This window comes from Roseateles agri (assembly GCF_034043675.1).
GTDB lineage: Bacteria > Pseudomonadota > Gammaproteobacteria > Burkholderiales > Burkholderiaceae_C > KK5.
Genome location: NZ_JAXCLA010000010.1, coordinates 223,135 through 237,977, shown reverse-complemented (window position 1 = coordinate 237,977; position 14,843 = coordinate 223,135). Strand labels below are relative to the sequence as shown.

General features: G+C 66.9%; 14 protein-coding genes. 9 read left to right on the top strand and 5 right to left on the bottom strand.

Features of this window, described 5'->3' with window-relative positions; all coding sequences use genetic code 11:
• Positions 1–117: 117 nt before the first annotated feature.
• Entirely contained in the window at positions 118–2,781 is a 2,664-nt protein-coding gene (locus SNE35_RS28305) for a LuxR C-terminal-related transcriptional regulator (RefSeq protein WP_320426404.1), read from the top strand.
• A gap of 201 nt (positions 2,782–2,982) precedes the next feature.
• Here the strand turns inward: SNE35_RS28305 and SNE35_RS28300 are convergent, their stop codons facing one another.
• The 3 genes from SNE35_RS28300 to SNE35_RS28290 all read right to left on the bottom strand — a co-directional run bounded on the left by SNE35_RS28300 (position 2,983) and on the right by SNE35_RS28290 (position 5,224).
• The gene (locus tag SNE35_RS28300; RefSeq protein ID WP_320426403.1) at positions 2,983–4,317 is read right to left on the bottom strand and encodes an Lcl C-terminal domain-containing protein; all 1,335 of its coding nucleotides are present in this window, start codon (positions 4,315–4,317) and stop codon (positions 2,983–2,985) included.
• 241 nt (positions 4,318–4,558) lie between these two features.
• Positions 4,559–4,909, bottom strand: a complete 351-nt coding sequence (gene rbp, locus SNE35_RS28295) for an RNA-binding regulator (RefSeq protein ID WP_320426402.1) — start codon at positions 4,907–4,909, stop codon at positions 4,559–4,561.
• Positions 4,910–5,014: 105 nt separating this feature from the next.
• The gene (locus SNE35_RS28290) at positions 5,015–5,224 is read right to left on the bottom strand and encodes a hypothetical protein (RefSeq protein ID WP_320426401.1); all 210 of its coding nucleotides are present in this window, start codon (positions 5,222–5,224) and stop codon (positions 5,015–5,017) included.
• Between the two features lie 59 nt (positions 5,225–5,283).
• Between SNE35_RS28290 and SNE35_RS28285 the strand changes: the two genes are divergently transcribed.
• Genes SNE35_RS28285 through SNE35_RS28265 form a run of 5 tightly spaced genes read left to right on the top strand, consistent with a single transcriptional unit; the run spans position 5,284 to position 8,689 of the window.
• Positions 5,284–5,703, top strand: a complete 420-nt coding sequence (locus SNE35_RS28285; RefSeq protein ID WP_320426400.1) for a hypothetical protein — start codon at positions 5,284–5,286, stop codon at positions 5,701–5,703.
• Between the two features lie 44 nt (positions 5,704–5,747).
• Positions 5,748–5,930 (top strand): helix-turn-helix domain-containing protein, encoded by a 183-nt coding sequence (locus SNE35_RS28280; RefSeq protein ID WP_320426399.1) that lies wholly within the window; start codon positions 5,748–5,750, stop codon positions 5,928–5,930.
• 22 nt (positions 5,931–5,952) lie between these two features.
• A complete protein-coding gene (locus SNE35_RS28275) occupies positions 5,953–6,132 on the top strand; it encodes a hypothetical protein (RefSeq protein ID WP_320426398.1) in 180 nt (59 codons plus the stop codon).
• Positions 6,133–6,138: 6 nt separating this feature from the next.
• Entirely contained in the window at positions 6,139–8,082 is a 1,944-nt protein-coding gene (locus SNE35_RS28270) for a helix-hairpin-helix domain-containing protein (protein WP_320426397.1), read from the top strand.
• A gap of 16 nt (positions 8,083–8,098) precedes the next feature.
• Positions 8,099–8,689: a hypothetical protein gene (locus tag SNE35_RS28265; RefSeq protein WP_320426396.1), complete on the top strand. Its 591-nt coding sequence runs from the start codon at positions 8,099–8,101 to the stop codon at positions 8,687–8,689.
• Between the two features lie 48 nt (positions 8,690–8,737).
• On the opposite strand, the gene SNE35_RS28260 is transcribed toward SNE35_RS28265, so the two are convergent.
• A complete protein-coding gene (locus tag SNE35_RS28260) occupies positions 8,738–9,250 on the bottom strand; it encodes a GGDEF domain-containing protein (protein WP_320426395.1) in 513 nt (170 codons plus the stop codon).
• 260 nt (positions 9,251–9,510) lie between these two features.
• On the opposite strand from SNE35_RS28260, the gene SNE35_RS28255 reads away from it, so the two are divergent.
• From SNE35_RS28255 to SNE35_RS28245, 3 genes are all read left to right on the top strand, one after another.
• The gene (locus SNE35_RS28255; RefSeq protein ID WP_320426394.1) at positions 9,511–10,056 is read left to right on the top strand and encodes an ECF-type sigma factor; all 546 of its coding nucleotides are present in this window, start codon (positions 9,511–9,513) and stop codon (positions 10,054–10,056) included.
• Entirely contained in the window at positions 10,053–12,656 is a 2,604-nt protein-coding gene (locus tag SNE35_RS28250) for a protein kinase domain-containing protein (RefSeq protein WP_320426393.1), read from the top strand. Before SNE35_RS28255 ends, SNE35_RS28250 begins: the two co-directional genes overlap by 4 nt.
• A 79-nt stretch (positions 12,657–12,735) precedes the next feature.
• Entirely contained in the window at positions 12,736–13,116 is a 381-nt protein-coding gene (locus SNE35_RS28245) for a hypothetical protein (RefSeq protein WP_320426392.1), read from the top strand.
• A 20-nt stretch (positions 13,117–13,136) separates the two neighbouring features.
• On the opposite strand, the gene SNE35_RS28240 is transcribed toward SNE35_RS28245, so the two are convergent.
• Positions 13,137–14,837: a hypothetical protein gene (locus SNE35_RS28240; protein WP_320426391.1), complete on the bottom strand. Its 1,701-nt coding sequence runs from the start codon at positions 14,835–14,837 to the stop codon at positions 13,137–13,139.
• Positions 14,838–14,843 lie beyond the last annotated feature (6 nt).

The following is a 14,843-nucleotide window of genomic DNA, read 5'->3' as shown; positions in this document are numbered from 1 at the left end:
CCCGTTCGCGACAACGGAGGCGGCGGGGGATGCGGCCGGAAAAGTCGGGTGATGGGGCAAACCCGCTCCCGGGAAACTGGGCGTTAGGTCGTGGGGCGCCATGCACAATGACCCGCCATGACAGCCCCCGCCGCGTCGTCCAGCCTGCGTTTTGCGCCCATCGTCGACGTGGACGAGGCGCTCTGGCGCCAGCGGGTGATGGACCAGCTGCTGGCCACACCGCCGGCCTCCGCGCGGCTCACCCTGCTGAGCGCGCCGGCCGGCTTCGGCAAGACCACGGTGCTGGCCCAACTGGCCGCCCAGGCCCGCGCCGGCGGCGAGCAGGTGGCCTGGCTGAACTGCGACGAGCGCGACAAGGAGCCGGCCATGTTCGCCGACAACCTGGCCGCGGCGCTGGCCCGCTGCGAGCTGGGGCCGCAGGGCGCGGCGGGGCAGGCGGTGCTGGTCGAGCGGCTGGCCGCGCTGGCGGCGCCGCTGCTGGTGTGCATCGACGATTTCGAGCGCGCCTCCGGGCCCGAGGTGGACGGCATCGTCGAGCAGCTCGCCCGCGTGGCGCCCGCATCCCTGCGCATCGTGCTGGCCAGCCGCGAGATGCCGCATCACCACCTCACCCGGCTGCAGCTCGCCGGCAAGCTGCGGCTGGTGGATGCCGAGCTGCTGCGCTTCAACCGCGAGGAGGCGATGAGCCTGCTGGCCGGCGCGCTGAGCGAGCAGGCTGCCGCTCAAATGACGGCTTATGCCGACGGATGGCCCTTCGCGCTGCAGCTCGCGCGGCTGCGCGCCGACGGCGCCCCGGTGCCGGCCCCGACCCTGGGCCGCGAGGCCATCAAGATCCCGCGCCGCCAGATCTTCGACTACCTCGCCAACGAGGTGCTCGCCACCTTGCCGGCGCCGCTGCTGGAGTTCCTCGGCGAAGTCTCGGTGCTGGAGCGGGTGGACGTGGCCGCGGCCAATGCGCTGCGCCAGCGCGAGGACAGCCTGGCGCTGATCCGCCAGCTCGCGCGCATCCGGCCGGTGGTGGTCGTGGACGAGCAGAACTGGTCGGCCCGCCTGCACCCGCTGCTGCGCGACTACCTGACCGATGCGCTGGAGCTGAGCGCGCCCGGCCAGGCCGCGGCCCTGCACCTGCGCGCCGCTCGCCACCTGGCCGCCCGCGGCGAGCTGCACGAGGCTGTGGCCCACGCGGTGGCCGGCGGCCGGCTCGACCTGGGCGCCGACCTGATCGAAGAGGCCGGCGCCTTCCGCCTCGTCGCCACCGAAGGTGCGGTGCGCCTGCGCCTGATGCTGGAGCAATTGCCCGACGCGGTGATCCGCCGCCGCCCGCGGCTGCGCCTGATCCAGATGATGCAGCTCGCGCTGGAGGGCGGCACGGCGGGCCTGCTGCCCGAGTTCGAGCGGCTGGAGCAGCAGATCCGCGAGGCCGACACCGGCCCCGAGGACCCGGCTCGCTTCGACCTGGAGATCGTCCGCTGCACGATGCAGATCCACGCGTCCGCACAGAGCCTGCGCTTCTCGCCGTGGTCGGTGCTGGACCAGGGCGTGGGCCTGGCGCGCGCACACAGCGCCGACGACGAACGCCTGCTCGCCTGCACGGTGCCGATCGAGATCTACTTCCTGCACCGCTACGGCCCGATCGACCGCTGCGAGCGCCGCGTGCGCGAGATGGAAGCCATCTTCGCCCACGGCGCCTACGGCGGTAACAGCCCCTGGATCTCGCTGTATCACGCGCGCACGGCGCTGGCGCAGGGCGAGCTGGCCAAGGCCGACCGGCACATCCGCCTCTCGCTGCAGCAGGACGCCAACTTCCTCAACTTCCGCCAGGGCTCGCTGAACCAGCTCGTGCTGGTGCTGCTGGGCCACGTGGCCTACCTGCGCGGCGAACTGACGGCCGCACGCGAGCACTTCAGCACCGTGCCGGCTTCGCCGATCCGGCTGCTGGAGGTGCTGCAGGGCAGCCAGGTGGAAGCCGCGCTGTGCGAGTTCGCGCTGGGCCATGCGGAGCGCGCGATGGCCCAGCTCCAGGAAGCGCGGCAGCTCGCCTTCGAGGAAAACCTGCCGCCGCTGGAAGCGCTCGCCGGCGCCGCGCAGGTGGAACTGCTGGGCCGGCTGGGCGACTTGGCCGGCATGCAGGCGATGGCCGAGCGCATCAAGCTCGATGTGCCGTGGCAACTGGCCCGCGAGCCCTTCGCGCTGCCCTGGGTGCTGGTCGAAGGCATCGCGCGGGCGACCTTCGGGCTGCTGATGGCGCGCAGCGAGGCGGCGCAGGCGGCCGATGTCGCGCGCTCGCTGCAGGCCCTGGCGCAGGGCAGCGGTCACCGCATCTCGGAGCTTGTCGCCGCCCTGATGCTGGCGCGCGCCGCGCAGGACGAGGCCGCGCTGGCGCAGGCCCTGACTATCGGCGAGCAGGCCGGCGTCGTGCAGGTGTTCATCGACTTCGGCGCCGAGCTGATGGCGCAGTTGCGCGGCTGGCTGCAGCAGCAGCCGCAGGGCGACTTGACCGCTTCGTCATCACAGGCCCGCTGGGCGATGCGCCTGCTGCAGACCTGGGAAGAGCGCTTCCGCCAGCGCGCGCAAGGCGCTGTGGCCAGCGTGCTCACGCCGCGCGAGGTCGACGTGCTATGCGAACTCGCCAAGGATCACGCCACCAAGCAGATCGCCAAGAACCTCCTACTGTCGCCGGAGACCGTCAAGCACCACCTGAAGGCGATCTTCGCGAAGCTGGATGTGAAGAGCCGCGAGGAGGCGATTCTGGAGGCGAGGCGGAGGGCGTTGATGCCGTGAGGGGCGGGCTGGGAGACCGGTTCAGGCTGAAAGCCGACTTGCGTTGGGCGATGAATTTTGGCTGTTTGAAGAGGCGCCGGGCGTTTCCTTTCGTCGGTATGCGTCGAGGAAACATCTGCCCTGGCTATCGCGTTCGCTGGACAAGAAGGCCCCGTGCGGGCAAGCGCGCTCACCATGCGATCGTTTACCGCGCAGTTCCCATCACTTGTCGCAGTGGGTGTAACTGTGAAGCAGCGACCTCCATGTGCTCTCCGCATCAAAGCCGGGCACCAGCGCGTTGTCCATTGGATTGGCCGCAGTGAGGGCTTTCAAACCGTGCAGCACAAGGTAGCGTGGCGAGTAGGTGGGCGGCCCGATTCGTCCCAGGATCACGCAGATGGCCTGAGTGGTCTCAGGCTTATCCAATCGTCCCTGAACCTCACCGACGAAGAACTCGCGCTGCTGCGGCGTGAAGCGCGAGCTGGTGTTGATGATCAAGACCTGAGGCCCGGCACGCACGCTTGGGTCATCGACGCGCTGCGCGTCATATCGCGAGTAGGCGCCGGCGACGACAAACATCTGCACTGCGTCGTCAGCACGACGTTCGTCTAGGCACTTCAGGAAGCCTGTGTGCAGATCGGGCGGCGTGAGCGATGAGTCGATCTGATCGCCGCGCAAGCATGGCAAGTCTCGTGTAGGCGCCAAGCTTCCCGGCAACTTGATACGGGTGACCGTACCGTCCTGCTGCGAAAGCAGCGGCGCACTTTTAGCCGCCCCGGCAAGGACGGCAGCCGCGCGCGTGTATGCATCTTGGCCAGAGGCGACTCGTGCCCGACGTTCCGCCTCAAGCCGGTCTTGAATCTCCCTGCGCTTGGCAGTGAAAGTGCTTTCGTCTGCGGTGACAAGCAGGAAGGGCGCTCGGACGGAAATGGGCTCCGCCTGAACATCACCGGTACAAGCTATCGGCATCAACACTCCGGAGGCGCCTGCATCGCGGGAGGAAGACAGCACTCTTTGCCCGCGTATGGCGACCGCGATGACCTGGCGGAACCAAAAATCAATACCCGGCGGGCAGACCGAGGGCAAGATAGCCTGGAGTTCTTCGGAGGTCGGCACGCGCCAGCCTCCTTGCTGCGCCGCCGCGTAACTTTGCGCTTCGACCAAGGTCATGAGCGAGGCCTCGCCCGTGCACTTCACATTGCCGTACTCGAGCCTCTGGCCAACCAAGCAGCGAGTCCAAACCAGCTTGGACTTACCGTCCCGCGCCATGTCGCCGGCGCCCTGAATATGGGAATTGCTGAACACCCATTCCGAGAATGGCGTGCTGGGTGGTTGCACGGCGCGCAAATTCCCCAAGTCCGTCCGCGACGAAGTTGGAGCAGGCACGGCGCTCGACGGGGAAGTCTGCGCTGTGCTGGGTGCGGCAATCGCTAACGCCAGGACGAGGACCACGGCAAGCGACGACAGAGAATGCATAAGGCGGTCCGGGTTGCGCGTGCGGGCTGATTCATCTCGCCGTCTGGCGCGGAATTTCAGAGGCGTCAGAGTATCGGACATGGCGCCGGGAGTTTGCGCTTGCAGCGATTTGCAGAGTCTGCTTACGCTGGGCAGAAGCCATGCGGCCGTGGCCGGTTCGTGTTTGTGTGCATCAATCAGTCGCCCCGGATATCGGATGCTTCTGGGCGTTCGTTGTGTATTGGAACTTCCGACGACCGTCCCCGGTAGCTTTCAGGAAGACCTCAGCGGACGAAAAAAGCCGGCTCAGGTGAGCCGGCTTTCGCAACACGCTGCTGACCGCTCAGTAGCGGCCGCCGCCGAAGCCGCCCGTGCCGTAGCCGACGTCCGGGCGATTGCTTGCGCGGTAGCCCGTGGCGCTATACGCGCCAGGCGCGGCGCGGTCCTCGCGGGGCCGTGCCAGGCTCACGACGATGCTGCGGCCATCGACGGACATGCCGTGCAATGCCGTGATCGCCGCCTGGGCGAACTCGGCCGTTGCCATCTCCACAAAGCCGAAGCCCTTCGATTGGCCGGTCTCGCGGTCCATCATGACCTTGGCCGAGGTCACGCCGCCGAACTCGGCGAAGTTGCTCTTGAGGCTGGCATCGGTAACGGAATAGGGCAGGTTGCCCACGTAGATCTTGGTGCTCATGGATGAGTCTTTCAGTGATTCAGAGCGCATCGTCGCGATGCGTGCGTGCGAACCGGGGTCCGCCGAGGATCGGAAATCTGGACGGGGTCTGCTGCGAGCAGATCGTCAGCACGAAGGGGGATTCGGCATGGAGGTCTGCAGCCAGCCCTGGGTGACGGCAAACAGTCGGGCGGCATCGCGCGATGCAAACGTCGTGTCGAACCTGAACACGCGGCAGTAGCTGCCTTCTCCCTGGGAGCGCCGGACTGCAAACGAGGCGCGGAAACGGCCGCAGTCGGTCGGGTGTGTCGCGGGCGAAACGACGTATCGGCCCATGGGAATGGAGGTGTTTGAAATCGTGATCAATCAAGATCGCAGGCGGGGATCACGCCTGCATGAGCATGGTGACTCGGTTGGCTGCAGCTCAGCAGGCCAAAAGGGCGACGGGCGTCGCGAAGGTCGGACAGCGCTGGCGGGTTTGCCGCGATGGGAAACCGCTGGCTGTCGCGAAACGTGGGTTGGATTATATGCTTTTTGTAATTTTGAACGAATTTATTATTATTTTTAGTTTTAATTCCGCAAAAATTGCTTGGCAACCGGATGGACAGCCGAGGCAAGCACCGGTCCTCGATGCCTGCACCGCCGCGCTGATCAGCTCGGTCTCTCTGATCGGTGTCCCGGAGCGGCAAGCACTTCGGCGTGGTATCGACTTCGGCGCCGAGCTGATGGCGCAGCTGGGTTGCCGGCTTCAGCAGCAGGCCGATCCGTCGACTTCGCCACAGGTCCGCTGGGCGATGCGCCTACTGCAGGCCTGAGAGGAGTACTTCCGCGAGCGCCCGCAGGGCGCGCCGCAGCCTGCGTGCTCACGCCGCGCGAGGCCGACGTGCTGAGTGAACTCGCCGAGGATCACGCCACCAAGCAGATCGCGAAAAACCTTCTGCTGTCACCGGAGACCGTCAAACACCACCTGAAGGCGATCTTCGCGCAGCTGGATGTGAAGAGCCGGAGGAAGCGATTCAGGAGGCGAGGCGAAGGGCGTTGATGCCGCTACGAGGGCACTCAACATGGCGACAAACACCGCACACGAGCCATTCTTTGCACCGTTCTTCAAGGTGCTGGCCGCCGCAGCCGCGACACAGGAGGACGAGCTTCAGTCAGCACTCGTGAGATTCTTGGGCAGCCCCGCGGTCAACGAGCGTACAGACGACGACAAGACACTGGCACTCGCCGTACAAGTGGCGTAGTCGAGGATGGCCAAGACCCTCGTTACCTCGAAGGGCGCGGCACTTCAGCTTGCGCGAGAGTTGGGTAAGGGCGGAGAAGGCTCCGTGTATGAAGTTATCGGTTTGTCAGACCAAGTCGCCAAGCTCTACCACAAGCCTCCCGACGCAAAGAAGCAGTCCAAGTTGACCTTCATGGCCGCAACGGCAGATGCGCAGTTGGTCAGTTACGCGGCTTGGCCGCAGGAGACGCTGCACGCGAGCAAAGGCGGCCCCGTTGTCGGATTTTTGATGCCTAAGGTGGTGGGTCGCGAACCTATCCACATGGTCTACAGTCCCGCGCACCGTAGACAGGAGCGGCCGAAGGCCGCATGGGACTACCTGCTGTTTGTGGCAAGGAACACGGCCTCCGCGTTCGAGACTGTCCATGACCATGGCCATGTGCTCGGTGACGTCAATCAGGGCAACGTCATGGTGGGTGGCGACAGCAAGGTCATCCTGATTGACTGCGACTCGTGCCAGGTGGATGCCCGAGGGACTTTGCACCTTTGCGAGGTGGGCGTGTCGCACTACACGCCGCCAGAGTTGCAAGGCCTGTCTTCATTTGACGGTGTTGTCCGCAAGGCTAACCACGACAATTTCGGATTGGCATTGCTGATCTTCCACCTGCTCTTCGGCGGCCGGCATCCGTACTCAGGGGTTCCATTGCGTAACGGCGTCGGGGATGCACTGGAAGCCGACATCAAGGCATTCCGCTATGCATACGCGCGCGATGCGAAGCAACGTGGCTTCTCGCCTCCGCCTCGTTCAATTCCCTTGGATATCGTGCCGGACGCTGTGCAAAGCATGTTCCATGCGGCGTTCACAGAGGTTGGCTCTCAGGGCGGCCGCCCAACCGCCAAGCAATGGGTGTCCGCTTTGGACGGCGTTCGTGCCAACCTGAAGAGGTGCGGCACGAGCGGTGCGATGCACGTGTATCCGAAGCACCTGCTTTCATGCCCCTGGTGCGCTCTAGAAAGACAGGGGGTCGTGTACTTCCTCGATCTGGGGGCCACTTACACACCAACCTCGACCGGTTTCATCCTTGCCAAGGCCTGGGCACTGATCGAGGCAGTGCCGCCGCCGCCGGTGGCAAGCATTCCGAGTGTTGGTCACTTGTCGATCAAACCCAACCCGTTGCCAGTCGATGTTCCAGGCAAGAGTACGGTCACGGCCTATCGCGTCTTGGCCGTTGGTCTCGCCGTCTTCGTCGCGGTCATCGCGCCGAAGCTGTGGTTTTGGTGTTTGGCGGCCGGCTTTGTCGGATGGAACATGTTGAGTTCGATTGGCTCCGGACCTAGAAGCAACGAGTGGCGCAGGCGCAAGGATGCCAAGGCGGCGGCTCAACAAGAGTACGACCGTCTCGTCAAGCAACTCCAGGAGGACACTGGTCCTCAGGGATTCAGTTTGCGTCGACAGGAACTCATAAGAGCACGGGATGAGTATCAAGGCCTGCCTCAACGAGAAAAGCAGGAGCTAGACAAGCTTCATGCGACAGCAGAAGAGAGACAGAAGCAGAAGTTTCTTGACGGCATCTTCATCGACAGCGCGGACATCACGGGTGTGGGCCCTGCGCGAAAGGCCGCGCTGCGTTCGTTCGGAATAGAGACTGCTGCAGACGTTGATTGGGCGCGTATCCGGCAAGTGCGTGGCTTTGGCGAGAGTCTCACTAGAGCGGTCGTCGACTGGCGCGCCAGCTGTGAACGCCGCTTCCGCTTCAATCCTAGTGCTGGTGTCGCTCCCGCTGACATCGCGGCGATTAAATCGAGGCTCGGTGCGCGACGGGTAGCCCTTGAAGCAGTCCTTGGCTCGGGTGCCGCTGATCTCCAACGGTTCCGTCAAACCGCCGAGTCCCGAGCGGCTGCGCTACAGCCCGCGCTTCAACAGGCCGTACAGGCGCTGGCTCAAGCCACCGCTGACCTCGCTGCGATGTAGTCCACTGAGCGAGCCCATGGCAAAGACTCTTCGAAGCCAGAACAAGTGCAACGATTGCCGGTACACGTGGTATCCGCGCGGCAAGAATTTGTCTCGGGTGTGTCCAAGCTGCGGTAGCGAGAACGTTGCCATCGTCGTGAACTGGACGCCCATCATCACAGCTGCGGCGATAGTGCTGTACCTCGTGTTCGGAAACAAGGGGAGCAATGCTCCGGCAACAGATGGTCAGCCGGCGGCGCCCATTGAAGTTTCAGCACCTACGGCAAGCAAACCTCAGGACGGCATAGCTCCTGAACCGCTTCCTGCGCCGGTTAAGCAGCGCACTGAAAAGAAGGACGAGGGGATCGAGCTTTCGGCGCCGGCCAGCTCGACTGAGCAGGACGCCATACCCGCTTGGGTCGTCGAGCCTGCCCGAGCACCGAGCACGCCTATCGAGCCTGCGGCCGCCGCGTCCCAGCCCGCGGCGAAGGCGGGCGAATTCGAACGTGTCTATTCAGATGAGGAAATCGCAGCGCTCGAGGACCAGAAGCAGTACCACGGTAGCGATCCCATTGTCCGATCGCGACTTGGACTTCCGTCGCGGGAAACGCACAAGTTGGCTCGGTGAACGAGCTGTCGTGTCAGTGACTGGTAGCCACAGGCTAGTGCAACCGCCTCAGCCCTCAATCCCCAGCGCCGCCGCACCCACCAACTCCACCCCACTCACCGCCGTCCCCGGATGCGTCGCCACCCCGAACCGCGGATGAATCCGCAGGCTCACATCCCCGAACCCGAACTCCTCCAGCAGCACCAGCTTCAGCCGCTCGTGGATCGCTTCCGTGTGCGAGGCGACGTCGCCGTCGAGGTAGACGCCGAAGCGGTCGGCGATCTGCACGACCAGGTCGGTGGAGCGGACCCGGCTGCGCACGCGGGCGCCCAGGGCGGCCAGCAGTTCGCTGCGCGCCACGCCACCGGCGGTCAGCGCCTCGGCGGCCAGCAGCATCACGGCGGGGCGTTTGCCGGCGCTGTGGCAGCTGATGATGCGGCGGTGGATGTGGACGCCGAAGGCCTCGATGCTCTGCAACTGGAGCACGGGCTGGAACTGCTGTCGTGACCGGGGAGTCTTCGAGAGGTCGGTGCGGATCCGGGTCTCGACGGGCTGATCGTCCAGGCGCTGGTTAAGATACATATCGGATGTGTTGCGGATGCTCGTTATGTGTCCAGGTGAGGACATCTGCGGTGCCGCTGCCCTTGACGGGCCTCCCTGTTCAACGGGTCAGCGCCGATGTCCTCATCTGATAGAACGGACTGCGCGAGCGGATCCCGACATCGACAAAAAATAAATCGTTCGTTGGGACCTCCTTCTTGATCAACACCGTTCCTCAGCCCCCGCCCCAGCCTCAGGAAGAGCCCGATCCACGGGCTTTCTCTTCTTCATCGGAGGTCACCTTGTTGCTGCGCGCCGCCCATGGCGGCGACCGGCAGGCGGCCGACCAGGTGATGAGCCTGCTGTATGCGGACCTGCGGCGCATCTCGCGCGCGCGCCTGTCCCGCTCCGGCGAGCTGAGCCTGAACCCCACGGACCTGGTGCACGAGTCCTGGCTGCGGCTGGTTGACGGCCAGGGGCAGGCCCAGGGTCAGGACTTTCCGGATCGCAAGCACTTCCTGGCCTATGCCGCGCGCGTGATGCGCTCGGTGGTGGTGGACCATGTGCGCGCCCGCCAGGCGGACCGGCGGGGCGGGCACCTGCAGTTCGTCACCTTGAACACGGTCGTGGCCGATCTCGCGCCGCAGCAGGACGACGAGATCCTTCGGGTGCACGAGGCGCTGCAGGCGCTGGCGGTCCACGACGAGCGGCTGGCCCAGGTGGTGGAGATGCGCTACTTCGGCGGGCTCACCGAGGCGGAAATCGCGCAGGCGCTCGACATCACCGAGCGCACGGTGCAGCGCGACTGGAGCAAGGCCCGAATCTTTCTTTCGATGGCGATGAAATGAACCGTTATGTGACGCAATCGCGCTGGCCGGTGTTGAGCCCGTATCTGGACGAACTGCTCGATCTGCCGCCACAGGACCGCGCGGCACGGCTGGCGCAATTGCGCGAGGAAGACGCGGCGCTGGCCGATGACCTGGCCGAGCTGCTGGCGCGCCAGGGCGAGCTGGAGGCCGCGGAGTTCCTGGACCGGCCGGCGCTGATGGGCTCGCAGCTCGAAGCCGGCCAGGTGATGGGCGCCTACACGTTGGTGCGCGAGCTGGGCCAGGGCGGCATGGGCACGGTGTGGCTGGCGCGGCGCACCGACGGGCGCTTCGACGGCGAAGTCGCCATCAAGTTCCTGACCACGAGCCTCATCGGCATGCGCGAGGGCGAGCCCGCGCAGGGCCGCTTCGCGCGGGAAGGGCAGATCCTCGCCCGCCTGGCCCATCCGCACATCGCGCGCATGCTTGATGCGGGCGTGGCGGGTGTGGCGGCCGGCTCGCAGCCCTACCTGGTGCTGGAGTACGTGGACGGCACGCCGATCACCGAGTACTGCAATGCCAAGGGCCTGGATGCGCGCCAGCGCGTCACGCTGTTCCTCGATGTGCTGGCGGCCGTGGCGCATGCGCATGTGCGGCTGATCCTGCACCGCGACCTGAAGCCCAGCAACATCCTCGTCACCGATGCCGGCGAGGTGAAGCTGCTGGACTTCGGCATCGCCAAGCTGCTGGACGACGCCACCGGCAGCGGCGAGGCCACCGAGCTGACCCGCCAGGCGGGCCATGCGTACACGCTCAACTACGCCGCGCCGGAGCAGGTGCAGCGCCAGGAAGTCACCACGGCCACCGACGTCTACGCGCTGGGCGTGCTGCTCTACCTGCTGCTGGGCGGCAAGCATCCGACCGATGTGGACACGCAGACGCACGTCGACCGGCTGCGCGCCATCGTCGAGCAGGAGCCACGCCGGCTGTCGGACGTCGTCCCGGCGCTGCGCGGCGATCTGGACACGATCCTGGCCAAGGCGCTGAAGAAGTCACCCGCGGAGCGCTATGCCAACGCCGAGCAACTGGCCGACGACCTGCGCCGCTGGCTGGCCTTCGAGCCCATCAGCGCGCGACGCGACAGCGCGCTCTATGTGTTGAGCCGCTTCGCGCGGCGGCACCGGCTGGCGGTGGGCATCGGCGGCCTGGGGCTGGTGACCCTGATCGCGCTGACGGGCCTCTCGGTGGCCGAGGCCGTGCGCGCCGATCGGGCCGAGCAGCAGGCGCTGGCCCGGCGGCAGCAGGCCGATGACCTGCTGAGCTACATGCTGGGCGACTTCGCCGACAAGCTGCGCCCGGTGGGCCGGCTGGAATTGCTGGACAGCGTGGGCAGCAAGGCGCTGGACTACTTGGCCCGCTACGACGGTGACGGCGAGGGCTCGAAGGACGTGGGCGCCCGCCTGCAGCGCGCGAAGGCCTTAACCGTGATCGGGGAGGTGCGGGTTTCCAAGCGCGAGCTGGATGCTGCTGTCGCGCCGCTGCAGGCCGCGCTGAAGATCCTGGCCGCCGACCCGACCGGCGACAACAAGCAGGTCGCCGCCTGGCGCAAGGCCCAGGGCGCCGCCGAGTTCTGGCTGGGCCACGTGGCCTACACGCAGCGCCGTTTCAGCGCCGCCCGCGAATCGATGGCGGCCTATCTGCAGCGCTGCGAGCAGTGGCTGGCCAGCGCACCCGATGACGCAGAGGCGCTGGCCGAACTCTCCTACGCCAACAACAGCCTGGGCTCGGCCCTGCTGGGCACGGGCGAACTGGCCGAGGCCGAGAAGCGCTTCCGCGTGTCGATGGATCTCAAGCAGCGCGCGCTGCAGGGCCAGGCGGGCGACAACACGCTGCGCGCCGAACTCGCCGACACCATGAGCTGGCTCGGTACGGTGCAGGCGCAGCGCGGCCAGTACGCGCAGGTTCGCGATGTGCTCGGGGAAGCCCGTACGCTGATCGAGCAGGTGCGCGCCGACGCGCCGAAGGACGCGCTGTGGGAGAGCCGCGAGGCGCTGGTCCATTTGTACCTGGGCGATGCGCTGCGCCATCTGGGTGAGCGCGACGCGGCCCAGGCCGAGCTGCGCCGCGCGGCCGAGCTCGCGCACGACCTGCTGCTGCACGACCCCGGCAACTCGCAGTGGAACAGCTCGCTGATGGCCACGGAGATCACCCAGGCCGAGCTGAACCCGCCGCCGATGCCGCGCCTGCAGGAGCTGCTCGCCCGCGTGGATGCGCTGGACGCCGCGGAGCAGGCGAAGAACCCCAGCGCCGCCTTGCGCCGCTTGCCCTATCGCAGCCGGCTGCTGCAGTTGATGCTGCCGCACATGAGCCCGGCCGAGTCGCTGGCCGCCCTGCAGCCTCTGCAGCAGCGGCTGGCTGATGCACTGGCCAAGCGCAGTGAAGACCTGGCCCTGCGCACGGCACTGGCCCGCACCGAGCTAAGTACCGCGCAAGCGTTGAAAGATACCGGCAAAGCCGCAGAAGCTCTTGCGCAGTGCCGCACGGTGAACCATATGCTTGAGCAAATGCCGCAGCTGCTGCACGTCCATGCAGAAGTCACGCAGGCCTGGGAGGAAGCGCAGCGCTGTATGAAATCCATATGAGCCTGCGCGCGCACTGATTGACGCGCTTCCGGTTGCGGCACACAAAAATGATCCACAACGAGGAAGAGGGCCGTCAACCATGACCGACAACACGTACTACGTCCGAGCCAAGATCGATGAGCTGGGCGTCTTCGCCAGCTGCGAGTACTTCAGCGACTACGCCGCCACGGAGCGGGTCACCCCGCCGCTGTGGGTACCCGCGGATGCCGGCTTCTGCTTCATCTCCCAGGCCGATGGTTCCGACCTCGCGCTGATGGGCACGGTGTTCAAGACGCTGGGCCAGGGACCGTCGCTGAACATCAGCAACTACTGCCCCGCGAGCGACGACGGCACGGTCGCGATCAGCATGCCGACCACGTCCACCGTGACCAAGGGCGCGGTGCTGCTGTTCGCCGACCCCAAGACGGTGACGATGCTGTACCCCAGCCAGGATCCGCAGATCACCAACACGCCGCCCTGAACGGCGTCGAGGGCACTACCTCAACGCGAGGCCAGCAGCGCACCGTCGGCCACCGGCCAGGCGCGCTGCAATGCGGCGCGTTCGGCGGTGGCATCGTGCCCCTGCGCCTGCAGCGCTTTCACGAGCCCCTGCAGCGCCCAGCCGCTGTTCGGATGCCGGGCCAGATCGGCGCGGTAGCTCTGCTCCGCGGCTGCATAGGCCTTGGCCCGCAGTTGCATGTCGCCCAGCGCCACGCGCGCGCCGGCGGCCAGCATCGGCGGTTCCATCTTGTCGTCGGCATCGGCGATGGCCGTGGCGGCCTCGGCCTGCAGCGACAGGGCCTCGTCGAAGCGGCCCGCGGCTAGCGCGAGTTCGGCGCGCAGCCGCAGCGCGCTGCCCTGCGCGATGCTGCGGGCGATCTTGTCCATCGATTCTTTGCCGGCATGGGCTTTCAGCAAGGCCGCGCTCGCCGGCTCCAGCCGCGCCAGCGCTTCGGCCGCGGCGGCCGCCTGCCCCTTGCGGGCCAGCGCCGTGCCGCGGGCCATCTCGCCCAGTACCGTGGCGACGCCGCGCTTGCCGGTCGGCATGGGCTCGTCCAGCACCGCGTCCCAGCGCTCCAGGCGCATCAGCGTCAGGATGGGCCGGCTGCGCACGTACTCGCCGTACTCGTTGTCGTAGCCGGCTTGGCGGGCGGCTTCCCGCGCCGTCTGCAGCGACAGATCGCCGCGGCCCTCCATCAGCGCGGCGTACCACTGGAAGGCACCGTCATGGCTGCGCCAGTCCTTGCTGATGTCGAAGCCCTGCTGCTTCAGCTCCGCGAACATCACCTCGTCGGCCGCGATGGCGGCCTGGTTCACCTGCGTGGCGTCGGCATAACGGCCGATCTGAGCGTAGGTATGCGAGGGCATGTGCAGCAGGTGCGGTGACTTCGGCGCCAGCGCGCCGAGCCGGTCGGCGGCGGCCTCGGCGCGGGCGGCGACCTGCACGTTGTCCACCGCGTGGATCATGTAGTGGTTGAGCCCGACGTGGTCGGGGTGGCGGGCCAGCCCGGCCTCCAGGCGGGCGGCGAGATCGGCGACGCGCGCGGTCGACTTGCCGGGCGCGGCATCCCACCATTCGTCCTCAGTCATCGCGATCAGCTCCGCCTCGGCGTAGAAGCTCAGCAGGTCGGGGTCGTCGGGATGGTGGTCGAGCAGGCCGCGCAGCCGCTCGGCATAGGCCATGTCCAGCGGATCGGCCGGCTTGCCCGAGCCCGGCGTGCCGCAGCGCGGCGCCTGCTTCACGGCGATGTCGCGCGCAGCGCTGCCCGTGGCATAGCGCAGGCGCATCGCCTCGATCAGCTCGCGCTCGCGCGCCGGCAGCGCCTGGCCGTGGGCCTGCGCGTAGTCGGCATAGCGCCGCGCTTCGGCAAGATCCCCACGCTCGCTGGCGTTGATGTTGGGGCCCAGTTGCCAGGCCACACCCCAGGCACACATCGCGCAGTCGGGATCCTGCGCCAACGCCGCCTTGAAGCTGCGCACGGCCTCCACCTCATTGAAGGCATAGGCCTGCTCCATGCCCTGGGCGAACCAGGCGCGGGCCGGCGCGGAAGGGCTGGCGATGGTCAACGTCGCCGTGCCGAAGCCATCGAGCCGCGGCGCGCGGGCGCTGCGGTCAGGCTCCATCGGCGCTACGCCGCAGGCGACGAGCAACGCGGCGATGAGGGTGGCCTGTGTGCCTTGCCGGATCGCCGCTCTGTTCATGCTTGC

Excerpts from the sequence above, each read along its gene's own strand:
- rbp (WP_320426402.1), bottom strand. The coding sequence starts at position 4,909 with ATGAGCACCAAGATCTACGTGGGCAACCTGCCCTATTCCGTTACCGAT.
- SNE35_RS28265 (WP_320426396.1), top strand. The coding sequence starts at position 8,099 with ATGGCAAAGACTCTTCGAAGCCAGAACAAGTGCAACGATTGCCGGTAC.
- SNE35_RS28285 (WP_320426400.1), top strand. The coding sequence starts at position 5,284 with ATGAGCATGGTGACTCGGTTGGCTGCAGCTCAGCAGGCCAAAAGGGCG.
- SNE35_RS28245 (WP_320426392.1), top strand. The coding sequence starts at position 12,736 with ATGACCGACAACACGTACTACGTCCGAGCCAAGATCGATGAGCTGGGC.
- SNE35_RS28290 (WP_320426401.1), bottom strand. The coding sequence starts at position 5,224 with ATGGGCCGATACGTCGTTTCGCCCGCGACACACCCGACCGACTGCGGC.
- SNE35_RS28305 (WP_320426404.1), top strand. The coding sequence starts at position 118 with ATGACAGCCCCCGCCGCGTCGTCCAGCCTGCGTTTTGCGCCCATCGTC.
- SNE35_RS28270 (WP_320426397.1), top strand. The coding sequence starts at position 6,139 with ATGGCCAAGACCCTCGTTACCTCGAAGGGCGCGGCACTTCAGCTTGCG.
- SNE35_RS28300 (WP_320426403.1), bottom strand. The coding sequence starts at position 4,317 with ATGTCCGATACTCTGACGCCTCTGAAATTCCGCGCCAGACGGCGAGAT.
- SNE35_RS28260 (WP_320426395.1), bottom strand. The coding sequence starts at position 9,250 with ATGTATCTTAACCAGCGCCTGGACGATCAGCCCGTCGAGACCCGGATC.
- SNE35_RS28275 (WP_320426398.1), top strand. The coding sequence starts at position 5,953 with ATGGCGACAAACACCGCACACGAGCCATTCTTTGCACCGTTCTTCAAG.
- SNE35_RS28250 (WP_320426393.1), top strand. The coding sequence starts at position 10,053 with ATGAACCGTTATGTGACGCAATCGCGCTGGCCGGTGTTGAGCCCGTAT.
- SNE35_RS28240 (WP_320426391.1), bottom strand. The coding sequence starts at position 14,837 with ATGAACAGAGCGGCGATCCGGCAAGGCACACAGGCCACCCTCATCGCC.